General features: G+C 69.6%; 15 protein-coding genes. 7 read left to right on the forward strand and 8 right to left on the reverse strand.

Features of this window, described 5'->3' with window-relative positions; translation table 11 throughout:
• Positions 1-148: 148 nt before the first annotated feature.
• The gene (locus ABH941_RS37480) at positions 149-346 is read right to left on the reverse strand and encodes a hypothetical protein (protein WP_370135303.1); all 198 of its coding nucleotides are present in this window, start codon (positions 344-346) and stop codon (positions 149-151) included.
• 218 nt (positions 347-564) lie between these two features.
• Here ABH941_RS37480 and ABH941_RS37485 point away from each other — a divergent pair, with 218 nt between their 5' ends.
• The 4 genes from ABH941_RS37485 to ABH941_RS37500 all read left to right on the forward strand — a co-directional run bounded on the left by ABH941_RS37485 (position 565) and on the right by ABH941_RS37500 (position 3,844).
• Positions 565-1,005 carry a VOC family protein gene (locus ABH941_RS37485; protein WP_370135306.1) on the forward strand — a complete coding sequence of 147 codons (441 nt, stop codon included), beginning with the start codon at positions 565-567 and terminating at the stop codon, positions 1,003-1,005.
• Positions 1,006-1,068: 63 nt separating this feature from the next.
• Positions 1,069-1,446 carry a hypothetical protein gene (locus ABH941_RS37490; RefSeq protein WP_370135309.1) on the forward strand — a complete coding sequence of 126 codons (378 nt, stop codon included), beginning with the start codon at positions 1,069-1,071 and terminating at the stop codon, positions 1,444-1,446.
• A gap of 324 nt (positions 1,447-1,770) precedes the next feature.
• Entirely contained in the window at positions 1,771-3,012 is a 1,242-nt protein-coding gene (locus ABH941_RS37495) for an extracellular solute-binding protein (protein ID WP_370135312.1), read from the forward strand.
• Between the two features lie 73 nt (positions 3,013-3,085).
• Positions 3,086-3,844 carry an SDR family oxidoreductase gene (locus tag ABH941_RS37500; protein ID WP_370135315.1) on the forward strand — a complete coding sequence of 253 codons (759 nt, stop codon included), beginning with the start codon at positions 3,086-3,088 and terminating at the stop codon, positions 3,842-3,844.
• A 40-nt stretch (positions 3,845-3,884) separates the two neighbouring features.
• Here ABH941_RS37500 and ABH941_RS37505 read toward each other — a convergent pair whose 3' ends face one another.
• From ABH941_RS37505 to ABH941_RS37525, 5 genes are all read right to left on the reverse strand, one after another.
• Positions 3,885-4,523 (reverse strand): FMN reductase, encoded by a 639-nt coding sequence (locus ABH941_RS37505; RefSeq protein WP_370135317.1) that lies wholly within the window; start codon positions 4,521-4,523, stop codon positions 3,885-3,887.
• 44 nt (positions 4,524-4,567) lie between these two features.
• Positions 4,568-5,674: an LLM class flavin-dependent oxidoreductase gene (locus ABH941_RS37510; RefSeq protein ID WP_370135391.1), complete on the reverse strand. Its 1,107-nt coding sequence runs from the start codon at positions 5,672-5,674 to the stop codon at positions 4,568-4,570.
• A gap of 116 nt (positions 5,675-5,790) precedes the next feature.
• Complete coding sequence (gene tuf / locus ABH941_RS37515) at positions 5,791-6,984, reverse strand: elongation factor Tu (protein ID WP_370135319.1); 1,194 nt, start codon at positions 6,982-6,984, stop codon at positions 5,791-5,793.
• Between the two features lie 102 nt (positions 6,985-7,086).
• Positions 7,087-7,221 carry a hypothetical protein gene (locus ABH941_RS37520; RefSeq protein WP_370135321.1) on the reverse strand — a complete coding sequence of 45 codons (135 nt, stop codon included), beginning with the start codon at positions 7,219-7,221 and terminating at the stop codon, positions 7,087-7,089.
• A 66-nt stretch (positions 7,222-7,287) separates the two neighbouring features.
• Positions 7,288-7,461: a hypothetical protein gene (locus ABH941_RS37525; RefSeq protein WP_370135324.1), complete on the reverse strand. Its 174-nt coding sequence runs from the start codon at positions 7,459-7,461 to the stop codon at positions 7,288-7,290.
• A 105-nt stretch (positions 7,462-7,566) separates the two neighbouring features.
• Here ABH941_RS37525 and ABH941_RS37530 point away from each other — a divergent pair, with 105 nt between their 5' ends.
• Together ABH941_RS37530 and ABH941_RS37535 are read left to right on the forward strand one after the other, a co-directional pair.
• On the forward strand, positions 7,567-8,316 hold the full coding sequence (locus ABH941_RS37530) for an SDR family oxidoreductase (protein ID WP_370135326.1): 750 nt from the start codon (positions 7,567-7,569) through the stop codon (positions 8,314-8,316).
• A gap of 89 nt (positions 8,317-8,405) precedes the next feature.
• The gene (locus ABH941_RS37535; protein WP_370135328.1) at positions 8,406-8,981 is read left to right on the forward strand and encodes a methylated-DNA--[protein]-cysteine S-methyltransferase; all 576 of its coding nucleotides are present in this window, start codon (positions 8,406-8,408) and stop codon (positions 8,979-8,981) included.
• Between the two features lie 23 nt (positions 8,982-9,004).
• Here the strand turns inward: ABH941_RS37535 and ABH941_RS37540 are convergent, their stop codons facing one another.
• Positions 9,005-10,453, reverse strand: coding sequence for a DHA2 family efflux MFS transporter permease subunit (locus ABH941_RS37540; protein ID WP_370135332.1), 1,449 nt, complete (start codon positions 10,451-10,453; stop codon positions 9,005-9,007).
• Positions 10,454-10,602: 149 nt separating this feature from the next.
• Between ABH941_RS37540 and ABH941_RS37545 the strand changes: the two genes are divergently transcribed.
• Entirely contained in the window at positions 10,603-11,094 is a 492-nt protein-coding gene (locus ABH941_RS37545) for a MarR family winged helix-turn-helix transcriptional regulator (RefSeq protein ID WP_370135335.1), read from the forward strand.
• Here the strand turns inward: ABH941_RS37545 and ABH941_RS37550 are convergent.
• On the reverse strand, positions 11,084-11,653 hold the full coding sequence (locus tag ABH941_RS37550) for a DUF1697 domain-containing protein (protein WP_370135338.1): 570 nt from the start codon (positions 11,651-11,653) through the stop codon (positions 11,084-11,086). The genes ABH941_RS37545 and ABH941_RS37550 overlap by 11 nt on opposite strands.
• Position 11,654 lies beyond the last annotated feature (1 nt).

Here is an 11,654-nt window from a genome sequence, read left to right on the forward strand (position 1 = left end):
CCCCAGCGATACCCCCGAATCGGATCGCCCTGCGATTCGAACATGAGAGCCCTGAGGGGCACGAGATCTCGTGCCCCTCAATGCGGACCACCGGCAGTTCGGTCGCTGAGGTCTCTCATTCTGAGAGGGCGGGCTACGTACCCTGCAGTCAACTCGGGCCGACACGGTACCTCTCTGCCGGCACGCCGACCCCCATGAGCAGCGCAGACAGGGTGATCACGTCGGCAAGGACGACGTGGATCTGCAAGGCCGGAATCACCAGGACCACGATGACGATGATGACCGTGATCGGCCAACGTACGAAAGAAACGGCTGGCCGCGGCGCTGCGCAATGGGGCAAACTCATAGCGGACCTCCTTGGAGGCTTCATGGCCCGTTCGTATCGCGCTGCTGTCCAGGCTGGAGCGGTACGGGCGGGCCTGTTTCGTCTTGGCTATTCGAGATGGTAACGCCAGTGCACATGCACGTGCAGGTGCTTATGCAAGTGCATGTGCACGCGGTCGAGTGCAGGGTTCGGCGAATCCCCAGATCCTCCATGGCCGCGACCTGAAGAGGAGACCTGGCATGACGATCCAGCGCATGGACAACGTCCTCATCGTTGTCGCCGACCTTGACGCCGCCATTGCGTTCTTCGTCGAGCTCGGCATGGAGTTGGAGGGCAGGGCGCCATTCCAGGGACGTTGGGCGGAGCGTGTCATCGGGCTTGACGACGTCCGGCAGGAGATCGCCATGCTGAGGACTCCGGACGGCCACGGCCGAGTTGAGCTGGCGATGTTCCACGCGCCGAAGGCGATCAGCGTCGAGCCGAAGGACGCGCCGGTGAACACGCTGGGCATTCGCCGCATCATGTTCGCCGTCGACGACATCGAGGACGTCGTCGCCCGCCTGCGCACCCACGGTGCCGAACTAGTCGGTGAGGTGGCGCAGTACGAGGACAGCTATCGGCTCTGCTATGTCCGCGGCCCCGAGGGCATCATGGTCGGACTGGCTGAGCAGATCGGCTGAAGGCTGCCGAAGGGATCGAACGGTTGCTGGTGTCAGCCGTCCCATGGAGGCACAATCGAACACATGAACGAACGATCCTGGCGGCCGGCCCCTGACGACTGGCCCACCGCGCTGCCCTCACCCGAGAGTCGCGACCTGCCCCGAGCCGCCCTTGCCTGGCTCTACGAGACCATGCCGACCGACCGATGGCTGCACGCAGTCCTCCGTGACCAGCCCTGGACCCTGGCTGTCATGGGCACGTGGCGCATCGACCGGGAGATGGAGATCCACCGCGCATCCCGGCGCTACGTCGCCGACACCTGGCCCGACGTCCTGGGTCCGCAGATCACGGCGCAGCTCCTTGCGGCCCACGATGACGAGGCCGAGCGCCTGACCGTGCTGGGGCGCCAGCTGCGGGCGGTGGAGACCGTGCTGTTCCAGGGCGGCAACCGGCCCTGGTAGGCGGCTGTGTGCTGATGAAGGAAAACCATTTCTCTTCGGGTTGTGCCCCGTCAGCCGCCGAGCTCATTGCCATCTGGAAGGGATGGAACCACTCCTGTTCGATCCCTTGACTGGTACCAGGGCGAGCTCTAGCTTCATGCACGGCAAAGGGTTTCCTGATATTTCCCTTGATTCGCCGAGCCGTTCCATGATCTGACGTTCCATCGGGCCGCTTTTGGCATGCCCGCGATTGTTAGCGCTAACACGAGATATCCGCGGCACGCCGGAACCACTGCGACCGTCCGCGCCACCGACGCCGCCTCGGCTCGCACGAAAAGGACAGACATGAACAGACTCCCCCGTCGGAGACGAGCGGCCTGCCTCGTCACGGCTGTTGCGCTGACCGCGGCGACCGCCGGATGCTCGGCGCTGGGCGCCGGCGGCTCGGCCAAGGGTCAGTACGTCGTATGGGATCCCTATCCGCAGTTCGACGCAGGTTCGCCCTGGGCCGCACTGCTCGACAGCTGCGGGGCCCAGGCCGGGGTGAAGGTGGTGCGCAACACCTTCGACACCGGAGAGATGACCGGCCTGCTGGAGGCGGCCGTGGCGCAGAGTGCGCAGCCCGATGTGCTGATCGTCGACAATCCCGCCGTCGCCGATCTGGTCGGCCGGGGCCTGCTGACCACCACCGATCAGAGCGGGATCGCCACGTCGGCGGTGCAGCCGAACCTCCTGGCTGCCGGCCAGGACCACACAGGCACCTACGGCACGCCGATCGGCGCGAACACCCTGGCCCTGTACTACAACAAGAACCTCCTGCGCAGCGCAGGGGTGGACATCTCCACGGTCAAGGACTGGGCGAGCCTCACCGATGCGCTGGCCAAGGTCACTTCGTCCGGTAAGCAGGGCATCACCTTCGTCGGGGCCGCGTCGGAGGAGGAGACCTTCCAGTTCCTGCCGTGGTTCTGGGGCGCCGGGGCGCAGCTGACCCGGCTCGACTCCGTGCAGGCCCGCTCGGCCCTGTCGCTGTGGACGGACTGGGTCCACCACGGGTACACCACCTTGGTCGCCAACTCCCCGACTCAGGGAGATAGTTGGAAGAACTTCCAGACCGGGCAGGTGGCCTTCGCCGAGAACGGCACCTGGGAACTGCCTTCGGCGAAGCAACTCCCCTTCGGCTACGGCATCATCCCGGTGCCGGCCGAGGGCGGCGGCGACGCCCCTGTACCCCTGGGTGGAGAGTTCGTCACCATCCCCGTGCAGAAGAACGCCGCGCGCTATGCCGCCAGCAACAAGATCGTCACCTGTTTGACCAGCGCCGACAACTCGTACGCCACCGACCGGACGCTGTCCTACATCGCCCCCACCACCGCGGTCCAGGGCAAGCAGGTGACGGCGGACCCGAGCCTGGCCGTCTGGCGACGCGCCGTCCAGGATGCCAAGGGGCGCACCAGTGACAACCTCGGCAGCAAGTACGCGGGCATCTCCCAGGCCCTGGCGAACGCCGTCAGCACCTCGCTGAGCGGCAACAAGACGCCGCAGGCTGCGCTGCACGCGGCGGCGCAGACGGCCGGAGCCGCCAAGTAGCGAATATCGCATTCTCAGTAGCAGAGAGGTATCCTCTCCACGACTTCCAGAACTTCTCGATGGGGAGGCCTCCTTGGCCGGCACTGTGCAGGGGAAGGTCGCTGTGGTCAGCGGCGGCTCGACCGGGGTCGGCCGGGCGGTGGCGAAGCTGCTGGCGGAGAACGGGGCCCAGGTGGTGCTGCTGGCCCGGCGCGCCGACCGGCTGGAGGCAGCCGCGCGCGACATGGACGGGACGGTGCTGACCATCCCCACGGACGTCAGCAGCGGCGACAGCGTCCGGGCGGCCTTCGCCGAGGTCGAGAAGCGGTTCGGCCGGGTGGACATCCTGGTCAACAGCGCCGGTGTCGCCCGCATTCGCGCCATCGAGGAGACCCAGGACGAGGACATCCAGGCCTGCGTCGGCACCAATCTGCTGGGGCCGATCCACACGATCCGCTCCGCGGTGCCGCTGCTGCGCGCGGCGGGAGGCGGCGACATCCTCAACATCTCGTCCGAGATCACCCTGGACCATATGCCGCTGATGGCGATGTACGCGGCGAGCAAGCACGGCCTCAACGGTTTCACCGCCGCGATGCGGCGGGAGCTGCGCGGGGACGGCATCAGGGTCGGCCTGGTGATCCTGGGGTCGATCGCGGACAGTGCCTTCGTCGAGAACTTCAGCGACGAGGACCGGCGGCGCGCCCACCCGGTGTGGGTGGCCGACGGCTACCTGACCAGGGTGGGCGCCGCGAAGCCGCTCACTTCGGCCACGGTGGCGGGCCTGCTGTACGGACTGCTGACCAACCCGCCGGAGGTGGGGCAGGACGTGGTCCACATCCGTCCGGCCGGCTGAAGCGACGCCCGCAGTCGGACTCCGATCGGCTGACGAGGGATCAGTTCTGCGGGCGCAGGGCGGCGAGCTGCTGGTCGAAGGGGAGGAAGTCGAGCTCCTCCTCGTCCGCGGGGACCACCGGCCGTGCGTGGCCGAGCAGAGCGGTGAGTTCGCCCGCCGCGCGGGAGATCCGTCCGGGCAGGCTGTCGGTGAGGGCGGAGTCGCCGGATCCCCAGTCCTCCGAGGCCGCGTAGACGCCGGTGGGCAGCACCACGGCGCGCAGGTAGGAGAACAGCGGGCGCAGCGCGTGGTCCAGCACCAGCGAGTGCCGGGCGGTGCCGCCGGTGGCGGCGATCAGCACCGGCTTGCCGGCCAGCGCGGTGTTCTCGATGACGTCGAAGAAGGACTTGAACAGGCCGCTGTACGAGGCGCTGAACACCGGGGTGACCGCGATGATGCCGTCCGCGCCGGTCACCGCCGCCACGGCCTCGCGCAGGGCGGCGCCGGGGAAGCCGGTGACCAGGTTGTCGGCGATGGCGTGCGCCAGCTCCCGCAGCTCGACCACCTGGATCTCCACCTCGCGGCCCTGTCCGTCCAGGCCGACCCGTGCCGCGTCGGCCAGGCGGTCGGCGAGCAGGCGGGTGGACGAGGGCTGGCTGAGGCCGGCCGAGACGACGGCTATACGGACGGGAGCGGTCACGGTTTCCTCCGACTACGTTGATCGGGACGACTACTGAACTGGTGTCAGACAGCGGTGGCGGCAGCGGCGTCCGCCTCGGCGGCCTTCGCGGCGACCCGGGCGGCGTGCGTGGGCGCGTCCGGGACGTCGGCCGGTCGGCCGATCGCGAACTCCTTGCGGAGCACCGGGACGACCTCTTCGCCGAGGATGTCGAACTGCTCCAGCACGGTCTTCAGCGGCAGCCCGGCGTGGTCCATCAGGAACAGCTGGCGCTGGTAGTCGCCGAAGTGCTCGCGGAACGCCAGGGTGCGCTCGATGACCTGCTGGGGACTGCCGACCACCAGCGGGGTCTCGGCCATGAACTCCTCCATCGAGGGGCCGTGGCCGTAGACGGGGGCGTTGTCGAAGTACGGGCGGAACTCGCGCACCGCGTCCTGCGAGTTCTTGCGCATGAACGCCTGGCCGCCGAGTCCGACGATGGCCTGCTCGGGAGCGCCGTGGCCGTAGTGGGCGAAGCGCTTGCGGTAGAAGGCGATCAGCTTCTGGTAGTGCTCCTTGGGCCAGAAGATGTTGTTGGCGAAGAAGCCGTCGCCGTAGTAGGCGGCCTGCTCGGCGATCTCGGGGCTGCGGATGGAGCCGTGCCAGACGAACGGCGCGACGTCGTCCAGCGGGCGCGGGGTGGCGGTGAAGCCCTGCAGCGGGGTGCGGAACTTCCCCTGCCAGTCCACCACGTCGTTGTCCCACAGCTGCCGCAGCAGGGCGTAGTTCTCGACGGCCAGGTTGATGCCCTCGCGGATGTCCTTGCCGAACCACGGGTAGACCGGGCCGGTGTTGCCGCGGCCCATCACCAGGTCGACGCGGCCGTCGGCGAGGTGCTGGAGCATCGCGTAGTCCTCGGCGATCTTCACCGGGTCGTTGGTGGTGATCAGCGTGGTCGCGGTGGAGAGGATCAGGTTCTCGGTGCGGCCCGCGATGTGGCCGAGCATGGTGGTGGGGGAGGACGGCACGAAGGGCGGGTTGTGGTGCTCACCGGTGGCGAAGACGTCCAGGCCCACCTCCTCGGCCTTGAGCGCGATGGCCACCATGGCCTTGATCCGCTCGTGCTCGGTCGGCTTGACCCCGTTGGTGGGGTCGACGGTGACGTCCCCGACCGAGAAGATCCCGAACTGCATGGCGGTCATGGCTGGCTCCTCCAGTAGTTGATAGTTCAACTATACAGGCCGAATAACGGGCGGTACAGGTGATCTATTCCTGTACCGCCCGTCAGGTGGCGCAGCGCGGTCGGAGGTCAGTCCAGCAGCGCGGTCACGTTCCCCGCGCCGACCGTACGGCCGCCCTCACGGACCGCGAAGCCCAGGCCGGGCTCCAGCGGGACCGGCCGTCCCAGCTCGACGGTCAGCTCGACCGTCTCCCCGGGCCGGGCCACGCCCGTCTCCTGGTGGACGCCGCCCAGCGTGACGTCGCCGACCACGTCCCCCGTACGCAGGTAGAACTGCGGGCGGTAACCGCTGGTGACCGGTGTGCGCCGGCCGCCCTCGGCGGTGCCGAGCAGGTACACCCGCGCGGTGAAGCGGGTGTGGGTGCTGATGCTGCCCGGCGCGGCGACGACCTGTCCGCGGCGGACCTGCCCGCGCTGCACCCCGCGCAGCAGCAGCGCGACGTTGTCGCCGGCTTCCGCCGCCTCCATCGTCCTGCCGAACGTCTCCACACCCGTGACCACCGAGGTCAGCTGCTCGCCGCCGAGGCCGAGCACCTCCACCCGGTCACCCATCCGCACCCGGCCGCGCTCGACCGCCCCGGTGACGACCGTGCCGCGACCGGTGATGGTCAGCACGTTCTCCACCGGCAGCAGGAAGGGCGCGTCGGTGTAGCGGACCGGCGTGGGCACGGCGGTGTCCACCGCGTCCAGCAGGTCGCCGATCGCGGCCGTCCACTGCGGGTCCCCGTCGAGGGCGCGCAGCCCGGACACCCGCACCACGGGCAGCCCGGCTCCGTCGTACCCCTGGTCGGTGAGCAGCTCGCGCACCTCCAGCTCGACCAGGTCCAGCAGTTCGGGGTCGCCGGCGTCGGCCTTGTTGAGCGCGACGACGATGTGCTCGACCCCGACCTGACGCGCGAGCAGCACGTGCTCCGCGGTCTGCGGCATCACCCCGTCCTGCGCGGAGACGACCAGGATCGCCCCGTCCAGCTGGGAGGCGCCGGTGATCATGTTCTTGACGAAGTCGGCGTGCCCCGGCATGTCGATGTGGGCGTAGTGCCTGGTGGCGGTCTCGTACTCGACGTGGGAGATGTTGATGGTGATCCCCCGGGCGGCCTCCTCCGGGGCCCGGTCGATCCGGTCGAACGGCACGAAGCTGCCGCTGCCCCGGTCGGCGAGGACCTTGGTGATGGCGGCGGTGAGGGTGGTCTTGCCGTGGTCGACGTGACCCATCGTGCCGATGTTGAGGTGCGGCTTGGTGCGCAGGTAGGCCTGCTTGGACATGATGCTTCCTGGTGGTGACCGGCCCGACGGGCCTGGCGGGATGGGGACCTCAGGGACGGGCCGACCTTCCCCGTCCGAGGTCCCGGGACATCCCGGGGAAGGTCAGCGTCGCGCGCCGTCGAAGGTTGCTGCTGCGGCGGCCGTTGCCGGCGCGAGTGCCAGTGCCAGGTCGAGTGCCAGGGCAGCGGTCATCGCACCCGCGACTGCGGGCTTGAGGGCGATGACGTAGCTGGACATGTCGAGCATCATGCCGGGTCGGTGAGTTGGACGCGAATGGTTTTCCGCTGCCCCGCCACGACGCCGTCAAGGCGTCGCTTCCGTTGACGGAGCGTCAGTCGGCTGTCCCAGTGGCAGGTGGTTGAAGAGGAGGTTCAGGGCGAAGGCGGTGAGGGTGGCGCTGGTGATCGCGCTGCCGGCGATGGTCTGGAACCACTGGGGGAGGCCGTGGTAGACGGACGGGGCGACCACCGGGAGCATGCCGACGCCGAGGGCGTCAACTTTCTGTTGAAACTGTTACCCCGTCATTTCCTCGGCACTGCACAATGGTTGCTTCGAAGATCTGTATCAGGGGGAGTCACCGGAATGAGCCAGACCACCAGCGCCGCGCCCGTCACGCTGATCACCGGCGGTGCCACCGGCATCGGCGCCGCCACCGTCGGGCAGCTGCTCGCCGCCGGGCACCGGGTCGGTGTCACCGGCCGCGACCAGCAGCGGTTGGAGCGGTTCGCGGCCGGGATCGGGGCGGGCCGGGACGTGCTGCTGCCGGTCGCCGCCGACGCGACCGACTACGCCTCGGTCAGCCAGGCCGTGGACGCCACCGTCAAGGAGTTCGGCCGGCTGGACGCGGTGATCGCCAATGCGGGCTTCTCCACCCACGACAACCTCGCGGACGGCGACCCCGAGCAGTGGCGGGAGATGCTGCTGGTCAACGTCCTCGGCCCGGCCGTGCTGATCAAGGCGGCGCTGCCGGAGCTGACCCGGAGCGGCGGGCGGGTGGTGCTGATCGGCAGCACCGCCGGGATCAAGAACACCCCGGGCAACATGTACTCGGTCTCCAAGTCCGCGCTCACCTCGCTGGCCGAGAACGCGCGGGTACTGGTGACCGGCGCCGGGGTCGGGGTCACCCTGATCGCCCCGGGCCGGGTGGACACCCCGTTCTGGAGCAGCCACCCCGGTCGCGAGGTCCCCGCCGGACCGGTGCTGACGCCCGAGCAGATCGCCGGCGCGGTCCTGTGGGCGCTGGGGCAGCCGGCCGGGGTCGAGGTGAACACCGTCGTCGTCCGGCCCACTGGCCAGACCCACGGACGCCCGATTGTCAGTGGCCGGAGGTAGCGTGATGGACACAGCGGCTTGAGAGCTTGAAGGGGGTCGCGCCCGTGTCTCTTCCCACTCCGTCCATTCCCAGTCGGTCTCTTCCCACGGTGTCCATTCCCGTTGGAACCGGCTCGGCGGGGTCCGTCCCCACGTCCTGGTTCGGGGTGCCGACGCCGTTGCCCAGTGGTCCGGTCCGGATCGGGATAACCGACGTCGGTGTGGTCGCGGCGAGCTTCGGGGACAGCGGGGCGGACGCGGTGCGGGCCGGCGACGAGGAGAAGGCCGCCCTTGTCACCGAGCGGATCGGGGAGTTCTTCGCCGGGCGGCGCCGGTCGTTCGACCTGCCGATCGACTGGCGCTCGACGGCTGCCGGGCCGCAGCGCGCCGTGCTCCAGAAACTCCAGCGCAGCGTTCTCTACGGACAGACCATCACCTACGGACAACTGGCGGTCCGCAGCGGCGTCTTCGACGATGTGCTGGACCAGGGCGGGCTCGCCGCCCGGGCGGTGGGCTCGATCATGGGCTCCAATCCGCTGTTCCTGCTGGTGCCGTGCCACCGGGTGGTGGCCGCGGACGGCATCGGCGGGTTCGGCGGGGGAGCCGTCGGCATGGAGGTGAAGCGTTGGCTGCTGACCCTGGAGGGGGTCCTCGCGCCGACGCTCGACTGGGCCGGTCCCGGCTGAGGCGCGATCTCGGCCGGGGCCGGTCAGCCCACTGTCGCAGCTTCGGCCGGCTCGGGGATCCCGCTGGTCGCGGCCTGCCGGGCGGCGCCGTCGCGCAGGGTGAAGGCGTAGAGCGCCGACACCACGGAGATGGCGGCCAGTACCAGATAGGCGTTCTGGTAGGTCGACACCGAGGGGCCGACGCCACCGGCTCCGGCCGCGCCGGCACCGCCTGCTACCAGCAGGGTGGTGACCACGGCGGGAGCCAGTGCGCCCGAGGTCTGGCGGACCACCGTGTTCAGGGTCGAGGCCTGTCCCATGTCGGCTTTGGAGATGGTGCTCAGTGAGGCCACTGTGGTCGGCATGAACACCGCGCCCATGGCGACGCCGAGCAGGAACATGTAGAGCCGGAAGGTCCACAGGCTGGTGTGCAGATCGCAGGTGGAGAGCAGCAGCAGGACGGCGGCCACCCCCATCAGGCCGCCGCCGATGATCGCGCGCGGTCCGATCCTGGCGTAGAGCGCGCCTGCCACCTGCACGGTGAGCAGCACGCCGAAAGCCTCGGTGAAGGTGCTGGTGCCCGAGTCCATCGCGCTGCCGCCCAGGGCGTCCTGGATGAACAGCGGGCCGAGGAACATCGCCCCCAGGATCGGGATCAGCCCGATCAGCGAGATCAGACTGCAGTCCCGGAACAGCCGGTCGTGGAACAGCCGCAGCCGCAGGATCGGTTCGCTGGTGCGGAGTTCGACGAAGACGGTGGCGGCGAGCAGGACGGCTCCCGCCACGAGGGAGAGCACGATGGCGGGGGAGGTCCAGCCGTGGTCGGAGCCTGCGCAGATGCCGTAGGTCATGGCACCGAGGCCGCCGGCCGAGAGCAGCAGTCCGGGCAGGTCGAAGCGCCGGCTGCGGCCGTCATGCTCGGGCTGGTGCGGGTCGAGGAAGGTGAGGCCGAAGAGGATCGCGGCCAGCCCCAGCGGCAGGTTGACGTAGAACACCCAGCGCCAGGAGAGGCCGTCGACCAGTACCCCGCCCAGGATGGGGGCCACGGCGGGGGCGATCTGCTGAGGGAAGATCAGCACTCGGGAGGCGCGAACCCGTTCCCGGGCCGAGAAGGTGCGGAACAGCAGCGCGCCCGCGACCGGGGTGAGCAGCCCGCCGGCCAGGCCCTGCAGGGCCCGGAAGGCGACCAGGGCGCCGACACTGTCCGCGGCGCCGCACAGGGCCGACGATGCCGAGAACAGGGCCATGGACACCAGCATCAGGCGCTTGCCGCCGAAGCGGTCGCCGAGCCAGGCGGAAGCGGGGACGGCCACCCCGACACAGACCGGGTAGACCACGACCACGGCGTCCAGCTGGGCGGGCGCCAGCTGGAACTGCCGGGCGATGGCAGGGAGAGCGACGGTGGTGATGGCACCGTCCACGATGACCATGAAGACGGTGGCGACGAACATGACGGGGACGACGACGCGCTGGCTGAGGCGGCGGTGAGCCATGGGAAACGGTCCTGTGGGCGCATGGTGGATGATCGTGACGGCAGTGTCAGCGCAGGAACTTGGTGGACCGTCGGTCCTTGTGGGAACGGCGGTCGGGGCGGACCGGTCCCGACCGCTCGGGCCTTCCGCACATACTGAGCATACTCACTATGTGCGTGCTCACAAGAATTGCGGACGAAGATGAGACGAAGAAGAAGGGCGTGCGGATGAAGGCACCCGGCAGCAGCGACATCCTGGTGGACGAACTCTTCGCCACCACCGTGCGGCTACGCGCCTTCACGGACGCGCGGCTGCGCGAGTGCGGTGCCTCGGTGGCCCGGGTCCGGGCCATGCGGATGCTGGCCGCCTCCCCGGAGCCGCTGCGGATGCGGGATCTCGGCGAGATGCTCGGCGTGGCGGCGCGGACCACCACGACCATCGTGGACAGCCTGGAGCGGGAGGGGCTGGTGGAGCGGCTCCGTCACCCGGTCGACCGCAGAGCCTTCCTGCTGACCCTGACCCCGCTCGGACGCGAGCGGCACCAGGAGGCCGAGGCGGTGGACCGGGAGGCTCTCGCCACAGCCACCCGGGGGCTGGACGAAGCGGACCGGGCCCGGCTCCGGGAACTGCTCGCAGTGATCCGACAGGCCGTCAGCGAGTAGCGCCCTCCCGGGCCGCCGCCAGGATCTTCGCCGAGGTGTGGAAGAACCGGGCCGTGAGCTTCAGGCCGAGGGTCTTCTCGATGGCCGCCATCGGATTGCCGTGCATCCGCCCGTCCGGCAGGTGCAGCACCACGAACAGCTCGCCCCGGGTCGCCCCGAGCACCTCCCAGTCGCCCTTGGGCGAGCGCATCGGGAACTGAAGGCCGGTCAGCCGCTCCGAGCTGAAGGCCAGGCTCAGCCGGATCTCCGGGGTGAGCTCGATCCCGTCGAACGGGGCCGCGGCCAGTGCCGACTCCAGCTCCGAGGCGGTCCGGACCATCACCGGCACCTCGAACCCGAGCCCCTCGGCCAACCGGGCCTCGATGGCCGAGGTCAGCGCGGGCCGGTCGACAGGGGCGTCGTTGTCGCCGGGCGGCCGGAAGAAGACATTGCCGCTGGCGATGTAGCTGCGGACGTCCTCCAGCCCGAGCCCGGCGAAGAGCTCGCGGACCGTGGCCATCGGCGCCTTGCGGCCACCGACGTTGACCGCTCGCAGGAAGGCGATGTACGGCTCGGCCACG

The organism is Streptacidiphilus sp. EB103A (assembly GCF_041261405.1).
Classification (GTDB): domain Bacteria; phylum Actinomycetota; class Actinomycetes; order Streptomycetales; family Streptomycetaceae; genus Streptacidiphilus.